The organism is Maribacter aquimaris (assembly GCF_014596745.1).
Taxonomy (GTDB): Bacteria; Bacteroidota; Bacteroidia; order Flavobacteriales; family Flavobacteriaceae; genus Maribacter_A; species Maribacter_A aquimaris.
The window spans coordinates 609,091-624,949 of the sequence record NZ_JABTCF010000001.1 but is presented as its reverse complement, the minus strand read 5'-3'; the positions used below and the strand labels follow the sequence as shown (position 1 = coordinate 624,949).

Below are 15,859 nucleotides of genomic sequence, written 5' to 3'. Positions count from 1 at the left end.
TTTCTAAATTCATGGTTCTATATTAAAGACCAGCTATTATGAAAGTATTGTTCATTGGGGGAACCGGGAATATCAGCACAGCCTCAAGTCGATTGGCCATAAAAAAAGGCATTGACCTCTATCATTTGAACCGCGGCAACGCTACTGTCCCAATAGTCGGGGTGAGGAATATTCTTGGCGATATCCGTAAAGCGAATGAAGTAACCGAATTGGCAAAACACGATTGGGATGTGGTGGTCAATTGGATAGCCTTTACCCCTGAGGATATTGAAAGGGATATTGCCCTTTTCAAAGGAAAAACGAAGCAGTATATTTTTATTAGTTCGGCTTCTTGTTACCAAACGCCTTTGAGCTACCCGGTAATTACCGAATCTACACCACTCTACAATAATCTTTGGGATTATTCCTTTAACAAGATCCAATGTGAAGATCGTTTGCAAAAAGTCTATCGCGAAGCGGGGTTTCCAATGACGATTGTCCGCCCATCCCTAACGTACGATACCGTAATACCTATAGCTATCGGTGGGTTTAATGAATATACCACTGCGGATAGGATACTAAAGGGAAAAGAGATAATCATCCATGGCGATGGTACCTCTTTATGGACAGTGACCCATTCCGATGATTTTGCAAAAGGATTCGTTGGTTTGTTGGGATTGACACAGGCCATAGGCCATGCCTTCCATATTACTTCCGATGAAATCTTAAGTTGGAATATGATTTATAGGATTTTAGCCGAAAGTTTAGGGCGTGAGGCCCAGGTAGTCCATATCGCTTCCGATTTCATCTGCGCCATTGAACCTTCCTTTACCGGTACACTGCTGGCCGATAAGGCCGAAAGCGTTATTTTCGACAATACCAAGATAAAGACCTTTGTGCCCGAATTTAAGGCCACCATTCCTTTTGCCACGGGAATAAAAAGGACTTTACAATGGTTGGATGAAAATCCGGAAAGAAAATTAATTAATCCTGAAAGTAACGAAAAGATCGATCGGATTTTGAAGAAATATAAAGCTTTGAACGGATAATTAATCCTTCATTCGTTTGGCGATATCTTTGGATTGTTGATTTTCGGTTTTTTCCAATTCAGAAATGATCCTGGGGTGATCTACTTTCCTTCCTTGGGAAAGTTTGTAGGCCGCCTGAATGCTGTCAATGGTGATTTGAAAACCAACCACTCCTTTTACCTGTCGTAAGGTCTTTTCCGATAAATGATCCATGGAAATCGGATTTTCCGAATGCCGCTCGTATTTATCAACCAATTTGTGCATGGATGCCAGCACTTCTTCCTCGGTTAAAATCTTGATTTTTCCGTAGACATGAACCGCAATATAATTCCATGTGGGGACTTCCTCCTCTTTATACCAGGAGGAGGAGACATAGCTGTGTGGTCCGTTGAAAATACAGAGGACATTATCGTTTTCCGCAAATTGCTTCCATTGGGGATTGGCCTTTGAAATATGGCTTACCAAAACATCCTTACCGTCCTGGTTAGTATCCAATTCCAACGGAATATGGGTAGCCCATGGTTTTCCTTCTACTTGGTTCACTAAAATGCCAAAACTGTTTTTGGTAATGAAATCCTTTACTTCGTCAATATCCTCGTTTTTATATTGATGGGGGATATACATTATTTCGCTATTGTCAAATGGGCCAAAATGGGCAAATGATCGGAAATATGTTTGTTGTTCTCCATGCGGTCATCGATATGAATATACGATTGCACGTTGAAACCCTTTACAAAGACGTAATCGATTTTATGGTCCAATATTCTATTAGGGTCAAAACCACTGAAGGTGCCACTTGGCCCATAAAATGTTTTAAGTGTATAGTCCTTGCCTTCATGTAGGTTCTTTTTTAGGAATTGTATGGGCTTTTCCTCTGGGCTAAGGTTAAAATCACCTGTTAATACCACAGGATAACCTTGAAGATTTATTTCTTGGATTTTCTTAAGGATCAATTCCGCCGACTTTTCACGGGCAATAATCCCCCTATGGTCAAAATGGGTGTTGAAAAAATAGAATTTACTTTGATCGGTCTTGTTTTCAAAAAGTCCGTAGGTACATATTCGTTCCAAGGAGGCATCCCAACCTTTGGATATTTTTTCGGGAGTAGGGGAAAGCCAGAACGTATTGCTTTTTAAGACTTTCAATTTAGTATGGTTGTATATTATGGGGGAGTATTCCCCTTTTTGTTGGCCATCATTGCGGCCTACACCAATATAGGAGAAATCGGTTAACGCACTATCGATATAGGTGATTTGGCGGTGCAAGACCTCTTGCATGCCCACAACCGCTGGGTCATAATGCCGAATCAGTTTTATCATGCTTTCCTTACGATCGTTCCAGTTGTTGACCGTATCCTTGGTGTTGTCGTATTTGATGTTATAGGTCATAACATTAATGTCTTGGCCTTGTATTCCTTGGACGAGTAAAAGTGTCAGAAAAAAGAGGGTGTAGTGATTTTTCAAAATATAGGATTTTATTATTTTACATATTAATACACAAGGTACTTATATATGTTCAATTTTAAAAAATGAAAGGCCATTTACATCAAATTCATCCTATACCGTTACCCAGAACATAGAGGATCACTATGAGGAATATTTTGAAAAGGATGTTTTTAACGCGCATCCCCTTTTGAGGGAAACTGCATGGGATACAAGGGGGTTGAATTTTATGGCCCTTTTGGTAACGAATTGACTTTCTATAGGGATAAGCATTGATGACAGGAAAACATAAAACCCGCTTTTATACGGGTTTTATCGAGAACAAGGACTACGATCCAAAATGGTTCGCATATATTATTATTTAAAAAAACAATGGTTTTTGGGTATAAGGGTTTGGTGTTATTAAGATCAATTCGTGCCAATGACCTTGGCATTCGGGCCACTAAGTTCATTTCTAAGATTCCAAATTTCAACATAATCTCCATTTGTGGTGGCTTCAACAGCGGTTAAAAAATCGGCAAAACTACCTGCGCCATGAACCTCTTCGTAGTACGCGGCGAATTTATCCTCTTTACCGAGCCATGAAGAATTGTCAAAGAAATCTACCCAGGCGAAATCCATTCCCTCTTTATTGTTCAATTCGTTGGTGTATATGCCGAATATTTGATCGGACATTTTTTCCTTGTATACCTTTACTACTTTATTCACGACCTTATCCATAAATTCCTTTTGTTTAAAGCGTTTTACGTCGATCACGAATACTGAAACCTTATTGATTTCAAAATCCTTCGAAAAATTGGATAATTCAGGATGCATTTTCATGTAATTTACCTCTACTTCCGCAGAGAGATAGGGGTTCACATTCTTGTTCATATCTTCTTCATGGGCCGCACTATGTGGTCTATTGTCTATTAGGTTCCAAGTCAAAGGTCCCATAATGTTCATATACTTACCGGCATTTTCACCATTAAGAATATTGTAAATACGCACGCCATAAGGTCCTTCTGCATGGAATTTCTTGTTGTGGGCTGCTATGCCAGCCTCAAATTCCGCCGTTTTTCCGGCTATGGGAGAAAACATGACATTTTCGATAATGGGTCTTTCTTGGTTGTTTTGGGATAACGCCATAAATGGGAGTATCACTAGGATGAACATTAATTTTTTCATGATTTTTATTTGTTTGGTTATTAGAATATGATGTTATGTATTCATTTTGATATTTCGGTAATTACCGTTTACGGATTGCTATTTGGACAGGGCCTCTGCGAGTTGTTTGGTTTCCACATATTGCTGAAATCCGATAATCTTTCCGTTTTTAAGAAACCAGTGATGGGCTACTTGGGCGTCTATGACGGTCCCATTCTTCTTTGACTTGGCTTGGTAACGCAAGGTGGCAAGGATTTGATTCCCAGACATTTCATGCAGTTGGATATTGGTCAGGTTAAAATAGTCATAATCCTTTCCTATACGGGCAAAAACACCGTTTGAAACAGCCTCTGGACCTTTGTAGGGGTTGCCATCGGCATAGGCGTTACCTTCGGCCTCGTGCCACACCACTTTGGCATCCATTAAATCTAAAACAGCAGGGATATCACCTGCGGCAAAGGCATCGTACAAGGTGTTGATGACCCTTATATTGTCCGGGTTTGAGAGGATTCCCAACTGTTGCATAAAGGCCATATTGTCCATAAAGTCCTGTTCTTGTGAAACCTTCCCATTTTTCATGGATACGAGGGTAACCCCATCAATATCAACAGATTTACCCGTTGCGGAAATTCCGAAAAATTCCCCTGTATGCGTACCTTTAAAATTCCAGTGCTTTACTATTTTGTCGCCTTGACCGAATATATCCACGATGGTGAATTCGATATTGGAAAACCCAGTCAGATAATTGGCATAAAAATCCTGTACGTTTTTAATACCAACAATATTTTCAGGACTCATAAGTAGCGTAATACGTTCGTCAAAATGGGTGTTATTGATCAATTCCAGTTTCCCGTTATTGATGACTTCATCCCAGGTATTGGAGTATGTTTTGATGTTTTCAGCTACTTGTTTATCCTCCGAAGTACAGGATAAAAAGCATACTACAATGAAAAGGCATAGTATTGGAAGTAATTTTCTCATGTTGATAGGATTAAAACCCGACAGGGTGCTAGCATTGTTCCCCCGAAATATGTTTAGCAAATGTATCTGCCGGGTTTGGCTTGTTATTTTATGGTGTTATGTTTCATGGGTTGCATACGGTCAAAGTGTCGTAAAAGGTGTCCTTCTTCATTTATTTAGTCTAGATATCAAATTTTAAAATGCCAAAATCCGTGGGTTTCGAATTTTTGTACTTGGTACATTCTATGATACTTTTGTTATTTTGGGGAGTAAGACAGCTCAGGGTGCATGCTGCCCGATTCAACCTCATATTTGTATACATATTTGAAGACATCATCAAAAACCTTTTTCCCTTCTTCGCCCAATAAAACCTGATTTGCTTTGGATTTTTTGGCATACTCCTCCTCGTCTATAGCGGTCAGAACGGCAACATAGTAGTCTCCCATTGTTCCAAATCCGTTATGGTAAATACGGTAGTATTCCTTGGATCCTTTTCTGGTGAATAAGGCCTTTAATTCTTTGAGTTTTCCTTTTAGGTTTTGGATGTTTTGTGGTGTCACATATAAAAAATGCCATTTTCGGTAGTTTTGACCTTCTGTGGTCGTACTGATGCCTTCTGGCATATAAGTGAGTTCTTCATTGAGGTATACCATATAATCCCCGTGTTTGTCATAGCAACGATTAAAGCGTTTGAACATATCCTTAAAAGCTTCTTCCCCCATTTTTTCGGCTAAAGGTGCCATGACGTTCACATCAAGTTCAGCCATGTTTTTAATCGGGGAAATATTCAGGTACCGTCCTGTTGAGGTTGAGGCAACTTGCCAACTAAGATCTTGAAGATTGTGTTTGGTACAGGCTTCCTTGAATTCCTTGGATATTTGTTCATATTCTTGGATCATTGATGGTTTAACCTGATCCTCATGAATGTAGAAGAGTTGGTTTTTGCTTTCCTGTGCTATGTTCAGATAAGGGAGCAAGAATAACATTACGGTAATCCATACAGTCGATTTTAGTGTGCTCATGATGTACTTTGTTTTAGGATTAGTGTTTGTACTAGTTCAATATGGTTTCCAATGGTTCATTCAACGATTGGGGGCACCAAGGAATACCCCATTTGTTGTAAAAGTGCTAGTTCGTTGTAATAGATGTCCTCTTTGATCAATTTGCCCTCATTATTAAAAGTGACCTCGGAGAATCCGTTGACCGCTATTCTTTTTCCCGTGGCAGCGGATTCGCCGAACGTTCCTGTGTTGGTGCCTTCGAAAGTCCAGCTGGCATATAGTTGGTTGTCCTTGATAATGGTTTTTTTAATGGAAACCTTTAGATCGGGAAACCCGTTAAAATAAATGTTCATATTGGCCTCAAGTTCATTATGGTTTTCCGCTACCATTATTCCGTTAAGTCGACGACTATAGTTTTCTACGGTTATTGATCTTAGGCTATCCATGTTTTTATGATTCCAGGCATTCGTTATAAAACTTCCGAAGTTTTTTGTTATCGCGTTTTCGAGTTCAATTTCCTTTTCATAATGATTATTCTCCTTACAGTTAATTCCTAAGAATACGATAATGACCAATATTACTCCCCTTCTTCCCATAATCCTGAATGTTAATGGTGTTGACCGTATGGCGCCACAAGTAAAAACTTTGTAGGACCAAGGAATGCATTATAACCTTATTCTAAAAGGGTTTGAGGATGGGGTGCGTTAAAAACTGTCCGAAACCCTATGGTTAGTTATCGGGCGTTTCGCTGTTGTAAAAAGTTGTATATTTAACAATACTCATTTCCCCCGGTGAAAAAATTCGAGAAATGAGACTGCGCTTCCTGACTGTTGTCATTCCACTGACCATTATACTTTTGAATGGTTTTCTTGGTGTTTCCCAAATAGTGGACTTTAATCGCGAAAATCCCTACAAAAAGGTATTTGTCGACACCGATAATTTTGGGGCTTCTTATTTGGATACCTTGGAAACGTCTTATCCATTGGCCAAGTCGGACACCCTTAAGTTTTGCATGCTCAATGATCTTGCCTACTATTGGCATACCCGTAATTTGAACCGATCTATGCATTTTACACAAATAGGATTGGATATGGCTTCAAAAAAGGAGAACACATTATGGGAGGGGAGGTTTCAAATTACCCAAGCTGCAGTTTTGTTGCGAATGGAAGCCTTGGACAGTGCCCTCACCATCTTATCCCAAGCCAAGGGGAAAGTCAATGAAAATGATCTTCCTTTTCTCTATACCCAAATGGGATATGTTTACGAACGTAAGGGGCAGTTAGACCGGGCTGCCGATTATGCCTTACTGGCTTTGCAGCTTGGAGAAGAACATAAGGACAAAAGGGCTATAGCTTTAGCATATAGTGATTTAAGTAATTTATTTTGGAAGCAATCCAGATTTGAATCGGGCTTGGAATACGGTTTAAAATCGGTAGCTGTTTTTGAGGAACTGGGTGTCAATGACTTGGACTACGACTTTACCCTCTATGTAGTGGGCAACAACTATCTAAGATTGAAAGAATACGAAAAGGCCATGAACTATTTCGATCATTCGATTGCTATAGGGGAGCGGTATGGTTTTTACAATAACCTTAGCGACGTGTATATATCCAAGGTAGATCTCTATACCTATTTGAACGAATTCGGGAAAGCATCAGTAGCTGCGGGGAATGCATTGAAATATGCCGAATTGTTGGATAATGGTTTTATGTTGATGCGATCCTGGTTGGCTATCGGGAAATTGCAGAATATACAAGGTAAGTATATCTCAGCCATAGAAAGCCTAAAAAAGAGCATCGCTATTGCGACTGATGATTTTGGGGATGGGTATTTTTTAAGTCAGGCCTATGAAACCTTGGGCAAGGCTTATGCAGGGAATCATAATTATCAAGAAGCTTATCAGGCCTTCGCCGTATATGACGACTTAAAAGATAAGGTTTTTACCGCTGAGGCCGATCAAAGAATATCCTTACTTAGAACGGAATACGATGTGGCCCAAAAGGAGAATACCATTCAACTTCAGCAAACCCGGATTACAAAACAACAACTAAGGCAGACCTTGATCATGGCCTTTGTATTTCTTCTGTTGCTTTATTTGTTGCTGCTTTTTAAGGCTATGAAGAACAATAGGAAAAAGAATAAAATGCTTGAAAAACAGAACCAGGAGAAAGAGTTTTTACTGAAGGAGATCCATCATAGGGTAAAGAACAACCTCGAGATCGTTTCTAGTCTTTTAACCTTGCAATCCGCCGAAATCAGTGACAAAAAGATTGTGGATGCCATGGAAAACAGTCAGCATAGAATTCAGAGTATGAGCATGGTACATCAAAAATTATATCAGGAGAATAGTTTGTCATCAATAGAGATGAAATCCTATTTTTTTAATTTATCGAATTATATCGTCAATGTTTTCGGTGTTCAAGGTAGGATTGAAGTGCTTTTGGATATGGAGGAGATCGAACTTGATGTTGATACGGCGATACCAATTGGTCTTATTGTAAATGAACTTTTGACGAATTCGATGAAATATGCCTTTCCGGAACAAGCATCAGGTAGCGTTGTTGTGGCATTGCGAAAAACAGGCGACCAATTATTCTTGAAGGTATCGGATAATGGTATTGGTGCCATTGTAAATGAAAATGAAATAGGAACCGGCTTTGGTACTAAATTGGTTAAATTATTAACCAGACAGTTAGATGGTGAAATGCATTTGGTTGTCGAAAACGGGACAGCGGTTTCCTTTGAATTCCAATATAATAAAGCAGCATAGCTATGGAAAATAAAGTAAAGGTATTGGTGGTTGAGGACGATATGATCATTGCGGCCAACATCAGCCTGCAATTGACCAATTTGGGATTTGAGGTTACGGGTATAGAGACTCGGGGGGAAGAGGCGATTCTCCACGTGCAGGAAAATAACCCTGATATTATCTTGATGGACATACATCTAAAAGGGAAGCTCGATGGTATAGCAACAGCCACGCACATAAATGGTATTTTAAACATTCCCATTGTTTACCTCACGGCCAATACCGATGAGGCTTCATTCAATAGGGCCAAGAAGACCCACCCTTTTGCGTTTATTCCCAAACCTTTAAATATCATTCAATTGCGACGAACATTTGAACTTGTAGTTCAACAGATGGATTTGAAAGGGGGTAAGACCCAAATCGAAAATTCAACTTTGAAAGTTTTGGAAGATCGCATCTTTATTCGTCACAAGGGCAATATGGTAAAGTTGTTGTTGGCTGATATTCTCTATATTGAGGCCGACAGGAATTATTGTAAGATCATTACGGTATCAAGCACATATTTATTGGCAACAACCTTGAAAACCATGGAAGAACGATTGCCCAGGCACGGTTTTTTGCGTATACATAGGTCGTATATGGTAAATATCTCCAAATTAGACGTTGTGGCGGAAGGTCATCTTGAAATCGATAGAAAGGTCATTCCTATCGCAAAAATGCACAGAGGGGCGTTGTTAAGCCGTTTACAGACGATTTAAGCTGTGGTCAACTAGTGCAGTTGGAAGTAGGGGTTTCTAATCCCTTCCCCGGGATTTGTTCCTGTCGTTGTTGTTTCGATTCCCGCTGCTTTGGCTTTTGTAATTCGAGTTTCTGGATTGATTCCGATTCCGATTTTGATTGGGGCTTTTTGGCCGTTGCGTGTTTCGGCTCTTTTTGATGGGGGATCCTTCCGCAACTTCTTCGTGAAAAGGGTGCTCGGTTATTCTGGGAACCTTTAGGTTGATTAGTTTTTCAATATCCCTCAAATAGGGGCGTTCCTCCCTATCGCAAAAGGAAACCGCGATTCCGCTGGCATTGGCCCGTCCTGTTCTGCCGATTCGGTGTACATAGGTTTCGGGAACATTGGGTAAATCAAAGTTTATGACCAGGGAAAGTCCGTCTACATCGATGCCTCTAGCGGCAATGTCCGTCGCTATTAGTACCCCAAGCTTCCCATCTTTAAAATCATTCAGGGCATTTTGTCTGGCGGTTTGTGATTTGTTTCCGTGGATGGCCGCTGAGCGGATTTCCGCCTGTGCCAATTTTTTTACGATTTTATTTGCCCCGTGTTTGGTTCGTGAAAAAACCAGTACGGAACTATTGGGTTGTTCCTCCAATATATGAACCAATAGGTTTACCTTGTCTCCCTTGCTTACAAAATATACGACCTGTTCTACTTTTTCCGCTGTGGCTTGTTCCGGTTTTACGGTAACCCTTTCAAAATCACCGAGAATCTTACGAGATAGTTCAACGATATCCTTGGGCATCGTGGCTGAGAAAAACAGCGATTGTCTTTTGGAAGGGAGCTTGGCTATTATTTTTTTGATGTCATGTATAAAACCCATGTCTAGCATATGATCGGCTTCATCCAATACCACATATTCAATATCCCTAAGCGAGATGAACCCTTGGTTCATAAGGTCCAATAAACGCCCTGGTGTGGCGATTAAAACATCAATTCCGTTTCTTAAGGCCTGTACCTGTTTTCCTTGTTTTACACCGCCAAAAATAACAGTATTCTTAATTCCGGTGAATTTGCCATACGCCGTAAAACTTTCCCCGATTTGAATGGCCAACTCACGGGTTGGGGTAACAACCAATGCCTTGATCTTTCGATTGCGTCCCTGTTCGGGTTGGTCGTTGTAAATCTGTTGAATGATCGGTACCGCAAATGCTGCGGTTTTGCCTGTGCCCGTCTGGGCAACACCCAAAAGGTCCTTACCATTCAATAAAATGGGAATGGACTGTTCTTGAATGGGTGTGGGATTGGTATAACCTTCTTGCCCAAGGGCCTTAAGGATGGGTTCTATAATGCCTAAATCTTTGAATGTCATGTATTGTGAAGAATAAGCGGCAAAGGTAGTGGATTAGATTGGTAAAAAGAGTTAAATCCTTGAAATGACCATAAGTAGTTTAATTACAGTGCTTTGTGATGCAATATAATGATTGGTTTAGGAAAAAGTGGCGTGTGGTTTTAACAGGTTTTCTTTAATGAGCTCGTATAACCTTGGGCCAATTGACAGTCCGTCCTTAAAATTGAACAGTTCGGTAATTCATTTTGTCTTAAGTTGTGGGTTTGTTTCATTTTTGGTCCATACAATCCTTAAAACAAATAATCATGAAGAAAACAGTTACATTGATCTTGTTGTTTATGGCAACAATGGTTTCGGCACAGGATAAATTTACCTCAGGAATGCAAAAGGCATTTGAGTACTGGGGCAATGGGGATGTTTTGGAGGCTTCAAACCTGTTTGATCGGATCTCGATGGCAGAGCCGGATAATTGGCTTCCATCTTATTATGGGGCACAAGTGAACACCGTAGCCTCTTTTGGGGAACAGGACGAGGGTAAAGTCAGCCAGCAATTGGGTAAGGCCCAAGAGTTTATCGACTTGGCAAAGGTCATTTCCCCTAATAATCCTGAAATCATGGTGCAACAGGCCATGATTTATACAGCTTGGATCGCTTTTGATGGGGCTACCTATGGAATGACGCTTTCTGGTAAGGTGGTAGCCCTGTACCAAAAGGCACTGGAATTGGCCCCGGAAAACCCAAGGGTTGTGTTTTCAAAGGCTGAATGGGATATGGGGTGTGCCCGGTACTTTGGACAGGATACCGCTCCATTCTGTAAAGATGTTGAACGTGCTTTGGAACTTTTTGCTACATTTAAGCCAGAGTCGGTCTTTCATCCCAATTGGGGAAAAGACAGGGCGGAAGAAATAGTCAAGAATTGTAAATAAGAACAAATAATCAATGACACGATTTTATAATCATTTCATAAGGGCAATCGTAATAGGTACTGTGATCTATTTCGTTTTTCTCGCCATTTATTTTTTCACGGGCAGGTTCGATGAAGGTTTTGATTATCAAATCACATGGACCGAATATTATCAAAATATGATATTCGCTTTGATCCTGTACATGGCAAATGCGTATTGGATTGAACATCTTATTACCACTCATAAACATGACCTGTTCACCTTAAAAAGATTTGCCATTGGGATTACGGGGAATATCCTGATTTCGATTTTTGGGATTTTCCTTTCCCGTATTGTACTTGTTGTGGTATTGGAAAAGAAGCCCTTAACGGAGTTTCTTGCCAATGAGAATCTCGGGTATTATCAGTTGTCGTTGATCATTGCGATATGTATCTCACTTATATTTTATGCGGTATGGTATTATAAATATCGGCAGGAAAACAAGGTGAAAGAGCAAAAGATAATAGCCGGTACGGCCTCGGCCAAATTCGATGCCCTTAAAAACCAATTAGACCCACATTTCCTTTTCAATAGTTTAAATGTACTGACCAGTTTAATTGAGGAAGACCCCGGTCAGGCGCAGAAGTTCACTACCTCGCTCTCCAAGGTGTATCGCTATGTTCTTGAGCAGAAGAATAAAGACCTGGTGTCCGTGGATGAGGAATTTCAATTTGCCAAAACCTACGTAAAGCTTTTAAAGATGCGGTTTGAGGATAGTATTCATTTCGATATACCCGATCACAGTAGTAACCCGGAAGCCAAAATAGTGCCCCTGTCCCTGCAGTTGTTGCTCGAGAATGCGGTAAAGCACAATGTGGTCACTTCAGCAAGACCTTTGCACATCAAGGTATATGAGGAGGGGGATATGCTGGTGGTCGATAATAATATACAGGAAAAACAGGTGGTAAAGAAGAGTAGCGGGGTGGGGTTGCGTAATATTCAACAACGCTACGATATATTAACCAATAGGCAGGTGGAAATAACCAAGTCACCCAACGAATTCAGGGTGAAACTGCCGATGTTGACAAAACAGGTAACAATCATGGAGGCACAACAAACTTATATAGACGATAAACGTTATGAAAAGGCTAAGGAACACGTAGAGCAGCTTAAGGGGTTTTATGGCAACCTTATAGCCTATTGTATTGTGATTCCGTGTTTGGCCATACTGAACCATAATACGACCAGTTTCCCATGGATTATTTTTCCAACCATTGGTTGGGGGTTTGGGGTGGTTGTTCACGGTATGGAGGTCTTTGGGTATAATCCCTTATGGGGGAAATCTTGGCAAGAACGAAAGATTAGGAAGTATATGGATGATGAAAACTTCTAAATGACAATCCATCCCCTAAAAATAACAAGTGGGTAAGATTCATTTATAAAGGAGTTGTAATCGCTTTACTTTTGGGTTATCAATAAAGTATGATTCATTAAACCAACAACACATGGAAACTTCGGAAAAAGACAACAAGTATTTTAGAGCAAAGGATAAAGTAGAGGCTATTAAAAAGTTTTATACCAGTTTGTTATCGTATATATTTTTTATTGGACTTTTGGCAGGAATAAATTATTGGACAGATGAATGGAGGTATCCTTGGTTCCTTTGGGCTGCCTTTGGTTGGGGTATTGGTTTGGTCTTTCAGGCCATCAAGACATTCAGTTTAAGTCCGTTCTTTGGAAGGGACTGGGAGGAGCGAAAAATAAAGGAGTATATGCATAAGGACGAAAAACAACAAAGATGGAAATAATGGATGAAAAGGATAATGGAAAGCTGAACCGTGTCAAGAAACGGGTAGAGGAACTCAAGGGGTTTTATATTCACTTTGCTGTTTATATCATGGTAAACACCTTTATTTCTACCATGAAGGTCGTTCGTAATTTGGGGGACGGAGAGGGTTTTAATGAAGCGTTTTGGGACTTCGGCACCTTTGCTGTGTGGTTGTTCTGGGGTATAGGCTTGTTTTTTCATGGGGTGAAGGTCTTTTCGTATAATCCTTTTTTTGGGAAGGATTGGGAAAAAAGACAGATTCAGAAATACATGGACAAGGATATAAAAGAAAGTAAAAAGTACAGGTAATGGAGAATGAACGGAAAGAAATAGGAAAGTACATCAAAGCAAGAAAAAGGGTTGACGAAATTAAGGATTTTTACTTCCACTTGATAAAATTCGCAATGATTACGATCTTGATATTGCTTTTTAAGGGGGTGGTTTTGAATATATTCATAGAAAAAGGTGTTGAAGATGAAAATATATTGCGGTGGATGGAATGGAATATGCTCTTAATACCTATAATTTGGGGATTAGTGCTTGTGGTAATAGGATTAAGGTTGTTTGTGTTCAGAGCGAACATTCTTAAGATTTGGGAAGAAAAACAGATTAGGAAATACCTTGAAGAAGGTGATTAAGTATATTAGGTGCAATATATATACGAAGTATAACCAACCAGAAACCAATGAATGTAATCATCATAGAAGACGAAAAACCTAGCGCTAGAAGGCTTAATCGGCAATTGGCGAAATTGGGTGTGCAGACAACCACTATGCTCCATTCCGTTGAGGAATCGATAGTGTGGTTTCAAAACAACGAGCATCCCGACCTTATTTTCTTGGATATACAGCTCTCTGACGGACTCTCATTTGAAATATTCGATGTGGTCGATATGAAAAGTGCCATAATATTCACGACGGCCTATGATGAGTATGCCCTGCAGGCCTTTAAGCTGAATAGTATTGATTATTTGTTAAAACCTATTGATGACGAAGAGCTTGCAAATGCCGTGAAAAAATACAAAACCGTTAAGCCTGCCGCCCCAACAATGGCATTGGATTTTGAGGATATCAAAAAATTATTGGTCAACCCTTTGGAGCGTGAATACAAAAAAAGATTTACCGCTAGGGTGGGGCAACATCTTAAGATCATAAACGCTGACGACGTTGAATGTTTTTATAGTGAAAACAAAGGTACTTACGCTTCGACTTCCGATGGTAGGAATTATCTATTGGATACTACCCTGGAAAATCTCGAGTCTGAATTGGAGCCTAGGATTTTCTTTAGGGTAAGTAGAAAGTATTACGTCAATATCAATCACATTAATGATATCGTCGCATACACCAATTCGCGTTTGAAAATCAAATTAAATCGCTATCTTGATCAAGAGATCATTGTGAGTAGGGAGCGGGTTAGGGACTTTAAGTTATGGTTAGAGTAAAGGTATTTAAATAATTGAGGTTTAGAATATTGATGCCTTGTATAGATTTTCCTTATAGTCCGAAATAAAGCAAAAAAATTAGGTTTCATCGATTCTGTTCTCATCAAATGAGGAGGGTAATAATTTAGGTATCAATTTAATGAAAATAGGTAATAGGATAGCCCCTCCGGGAAGCATGAAAATGGCTAGTGAGGGGATACTTTTAAAAATATCCAACAATTGACTTTGAACTTTTTTCTTCTCTTCAGCACTTAGGTCCCTGACCGTTGATTTAGAGATTAAGGCAACCAACTCCTTACTTTCCGAAAGCTCTTTTTGAAGTCTCTTGCTATTCCGTAGAATCAATTTATTCACCACTTTTGACATGCTATCGTAGAACTTGGAGGCTAAATTATGATTTTTTAAATGGGGTATTATTTTTAAATTCTTTTCAAAAAACATCGAAATATCATCCAAGATGGTTGCTATTTCATTTTTGGTGAAACCAAGGTCCTTTCCAAATTGATAGATGAATTCCGATTCCATGTAATCGATAGAGTGGTCTTCCCAAATGGTCAATGCGGCAAGATCAAGTAAATACTGTTTTTCGATAGGGGAAAGGTCCTTTTGTAACCTATCGCGATAATTGGCATCAAAAGTATGGGTCTCACTATCGATAAAGGTTAGGGAGGCTTCGAATAAATGGGCCAATTTATGGTCATTTTCATGGTTCTCCTTGGAATTCAAGGTATGGTAAATGACATTCATTGCCGTTTTTTCGAAATTCTCGGCAAATTCCTCAATGGCACTGGGGTTGCTCAAATACCTTTTAAACGTCAACACATCGATGTATAATAATGAATTGGTGATAATGCTATTAAAGGTCTTGCTAATGACATTATCTTCCAAATATACCCTGGTATCAATTAATTTTTCAAGCTGATCGGAAGTTTTGCTCCCAACGAATAATTTATTCAAGAATGAGATTTTGTTGAGACCCAAGTCCTGATAAAACTGGAAAACAGCAATTAAAAAGGCGTTGAAGTCAGTGCTCTTTTTTTCGAATCTATAGGTATAATACAGTGCGGCCAAAAGGTTGATCTTGGCCTTTTCGTCTTCTGATAGTTTATGTTCGGGATGGATGAATCTTGGGAACTTAATGTTAAGTCCATATACGAACCCGGTATTTTTCAAAGCTTCATAAAGGTCGATATAATCCTTATAGCTTTCAACCTGATCTTTAACCAGATATCCGAATTTATCAATCCATCCTGAGGATGAAGGGTTCATGGTATTGTTGTTTTGGTTCCAAAATAAAGCAAATTATAGGACATTTCACATGTAATCATC

Annotated in this window: 17 protein-coding genes; 9 read left to right on the top strand and 8 right to left on the bottom strand. The window is 39.6% G+C overall.

Features of this window, described 5'->3' with window-relative positions:
• Positions 1–38 precede the first annotated feature (38 nt).
• A complete protein-coding gene (locus HPE56_RS02750) occupies positions 39–1,028 on the top strand; it encodes an NAD-dependent epimerase/dehydratase family protein (RefSeq protein ID WP_188242226.1) in 990 nt (329 codons plus the stop codon).
• Here HPE56_RS02750 and HPE56_RS02745 read toward each other — a convergent pair whose 3' ends face one another.
• The 6 genes from HPE56_RS02745 to HPE56_RS02720 all read right to left on the bottom strand — a co-directional run bounded on the left by HPE56_RS02745 (position 1,029) and on the right by HPE56_RS02720 (position 6,152).
• Positions 1,029–1,631, bottom strand: coding sequence for an FMN-binding negative transcriptional regulator (locus HPE56_RS02745; RefSeq protein WP_188242225.1), 603 nt, complete (start codon positions 1,629–1,631; stop codon positions 1,029–1,031).
• Complete coding sequence (locus tag HPE56_RS02740; RefSeq protein WP_223170148.1) at positions 1,631–2,470, bottom strand: endonuclease/exonuclease/phosphatase family protein; 840 nt, start codon at positions 2,468–2,470, stop codon at positions 1,631–1,633. Before HPE56_RS02740 ends, HPE56_RS02745 begins: the two co-directional genes overlap by 1 nt.
• Positions 2,471–2,857: 387 nt before the next feature.
• Complete coding sequence (locus HPE56_RS02735) at positions 2,858–3,616, bottom strand: hypothetical protein (RefSeq protein WP_188242224.1); 759 nt, start codon at positions 3,614–3,616, stop codon at positions 2,858–2,860.
• A 78-nt stretch (positions 3,617–3,694) separates the two neighbouring features.
• A complete protein-coding gene (locus HPE56_RS02730; RefSeq protein ID WP_188242223.1) occupies positions 3,695–4,576 on the bottom strand; it encodes an ester cyclase in 882 nt (293 codons plus the stop codon).
• A 236-nt stretch (positions 4,577–4,812) separates the two neighbouring features.
• On the bottom strand, positions 4,813–5,577 hold the full coding sequence (locus HPE56_RS02725) for a hypothetical protein (RefSeq protein WP_188242222.1): 765 nt from the start codon (positions 5,575–5,577) through the stop codon (positions 4,813–4,815).
• 56 nt (positions 5,578–5,633) lie between these two features.
• On the bottom strand, positions 5,634–6,152 hold the full coding sequence (locus HPE56_RS02720) for an ester cyclase (protein WP_188242221.1): 519 nt from the start codon (positions 6,150–6,152) through the stop codon (positions 5,634–5,636).
• Between the two features lie 212 nt (positions 6,153–6,364).
• Between HPE56_RS02720 and HPE56_RS02715 the strand changes: the two genes are divergently transcribed.
• Positions 6,365–8,326 carry a tetratricopeptide repeat-containing sensor histidine kinase gene (locus HPE56_RS02715; protein ID WP_188242220.1) on the top strand — a complete coding sequence of 654 codons (1,962 nt, stop codon included), beginning with the start codon at positions 6,365–6,367 and terminating at the stop codon, positions 8,324–8,326.
• Positions 8,327–8,328: 2 nt separating this feature from the next.
• Positions 8,329–9,063 (top strand): LytR/AlgR family response regulator transcription factor, encoded by a 735-nt coding sequence (locus tag HPE56_RS02710; RefSeq protein WP_188242219.1) that lies wholly within the window; start codon positions 8,329–8,331, stop codon positions 9,061–9,063.
• A 36-nt stretch (positions 9,064–9,099) separates the two neighbouring features.
• Here the strand turns inward: HPE56_RS02710 and HPE56_RS02705 are convergent, their stop codons facing one another.
• On the bottom strand, positions 9,100–10,398 hold the full coding sequence (locus HPE56_RS02705; RefSeq protein WP_188242218.1) for a DEAD/DEAH box helicase: 1,299 nt from the start codon (positions 10,396–10,398) through the stop codon (positions 9,100–9,102).
• 284 nt (positions 10,399–10,682) lie between these two features.
• Between HPE56_RS02705 and HPE56_RS02700 the strand changes: the two genes are divergently transcribed.
• From HPE56_RS02700 to HPE56_RS02675, 6 genes are all read left to right on the top strand, one after another.
• Positions 10,683–11,303, top strand: coding sequence for a tetratricopeptide repeat protein (locus HPE56_RS02700; RefSeq protein ID WP_188242217.1), 621 nt, complete (start codon positions 10,683–10,685; stop codon positions 11,301–11,303).
• Positions 11,304–11,316: 13 nt separating this feature from the next.
• On the top strand, positions 11,317–12,654 hold the full coding sequence (locus tag HPE56_RS02695; RefSeq protein ID WP_188242216.1) for a 2TM domain-containing protein: 1,338 nt from the start codon (positions 11,317–11,319) through the stop codon (positions 12,652–12,654).
• A gap of 112 nt (positions 12,655–12,766) precedes the next feature.
• Positions 12,767–13,069: a 2TM domain-containing protein gene (locus HPE56_RS02690; RefSeq protein WP_188242215.1), complete on the top strand. Its 303-nt coding sequence runs from the start codon at positions 12,767–12,769 to the stop codon at positions 13,067–13,069.
• Positions 13,060–13,398, top strand: a complete 339-nt coding sequence (locus tag HPE56_RS02685; RefSeq protein WP_188242214.1) for a 2TM domain-containing protein — start codon at positions 13,060–13,062, stop codon at positions 13,396–13,398. The genes HPE56_RS02690 and HPE56_RS02685 overlap by 10 nt, the downstream gene beginning before the upstream one ends.
• The gene (locus HPE56_RS02680) at positions 13,398–13,727 is read left to right on the top strand and encodes a 2TM domain-containing protein (RefSeq protein ID WP_188242213.1); all 330 of its coding nucleotides are present in this window, start codon (positions 13,398–13,400) and stop codon (positions 13,725–13,727) included. The genes HPE56_RS02685 and HPE56_RS02680 overlap by 1 nt, the downstream gene beginning before the upstream one ends.
• Positions 13,728–13,774: 47 nt before the next feature.
• A complete protein-coding gene (locus tag HPE56_RS02675) occupies positions 13,775–14,530 on the top strand; it encodes a LytR/AlgR family response regulator transcription factor (RefSeq protein WP_188242212.1) in 756 nt (251 codons plus the stop codon).
• Between the two features lie 78 nt (positions 14,531–14,608).
• On the opposite strand, the gene HPE56_RS02670 is transcribed toward HPE56_RS02675, so the two are convergent.
• Positions 14,609–15,799 (bottom strand): LETM1-related biofilm-associated protein, encoded by a 1,191-nt coding sequence (locus HPE56_RS02670; RefSeq protein ID WP_188242211.1) that lies wholly within the window; start codon positions 15,797–15,799, stop codon positions 14,609–14,611.
• Positions 15,800–15,859: the final 60 nt, after the last annotated feature.

What these genes read in the sequence shown, in the direction of transcription:
- HPE56_RS02750 (WP_188242226.1), top strand. Translation starts at nt 39, where the DNA reads ATGAAAGTATTGTTCATTGGGGGAACCGGGAATATCAGCACAGCCTCA.
- HPE56_RS02695 (WP_188242216.1), top strand. Translation starts at nt 11,317, where the DNA reads ATGACACGATTTTATAATCATTTCATAAGGGCAATCGTAATAGGTACT.
- HPE56_RS02685 (WP_188242214.1), top strand. Translation starts at nt 13,060, where the DNA reads ATGGAAATAATGGATGAAAAGGATAATGGAAAGCTGAACCGTGTCAAG.
- HPE56_RS02725 (WP_188242222.1), bottom strand. Translation starts at nt 5,577, where the DNA reads ATGAGCACACTAAAATCGACTGTATGGATTACCGTAATGTTATTCTTG.
- HPE56_RS02680 (WP_188242213.1), top strand. Translation starts at nt 13,398, where the DNA reads ATGGAGAATGAACGGAAAGAAATAGGAAAGTACATCAAAGCAAGAAAA.
- HPE56_RS02690 (WP_188242215.1), top strand. Translation starts at nt 12,767, where the DNA reads ATGGAAACTTCGGAAAAAGACAACAAGTATTTTAGAGCAAAGGATAAA.
- HPE56_RS02720 (WP_188242221.1), bottom strand. Translation starts at nt 6,152, where the DNA reads ATGGGAAGAAGGGGAGTAATATTGGTCATTATCGTATTCTTAGGAATT.
- HPE56_RS02710 (WP_188242219.1), top strand. Translation starts at nt 8,329, where the DNA reads ATGGAAAATAAAGTAAAGGTATTGGTGGTTGAGGACGATATGATCATT.
- HPE56_RS02735 (WP_188242224.1), bottom strand. Translation starts at nt 3,616, where the DNA reads ATGAAAAAATTAATGTTCATCCTAGTGATACTCCCATTTATGGCGTTA.
- HPE56_RS02670 (WP_188242211.1), bottom strand. Translation starts at nt 15,799, where the DNA reads ATGAACCCTTCATCCTCAGGATGGATTGATAAATTCGGATATCTGGTT.
- HPE56_RS02730 (WP_188242223.1), bottom strand. Translation starts at nt 4,576, where the DNA reads ATGAGAAAATTACTTCCAATACTATGCCTTTTCATTGTAGTATGCTTT.
- HPE56_RS02675 (WP_188242212.1), top strand. Translation starts at nt 13,775, where the DNA reads ATGAATGTAATCATCATAGAAGACGAAAAACCTAGCGCTAGAAGGCTT.
- HPE56_RS02700 (WP_188242217.1), top strand. Translation starts at nt 10,683, where the DNA reads ATGAAGAAAACAGTTACATTGATCTTGTTGTTTATGGCAACAATGGTT.
- HPE56_RS02705 (WP_188242218.1), bottom strand. Translation starts at nt 10,398, where the DNA reads ATGACATTCAAAGATTTAGGCATTATAGAACCCATCCTTAAGGCCCTT.
- HPE56_RS02745 (WP_188242225.1), bottom strand. Translation starts at nt 1,631, where the DNA reads ATGTATATCCCCCATCAATATAAAAACGAGGATATTGACGAAGTAAAG.
- HPE56_RS02715 (WP_188242220.1), top strand. Translation starts at nt 6,365, where the DNA reads ATGAGACTGCGCTTCCTGACTGTTGTCATTCCACTGACCATTATACTT.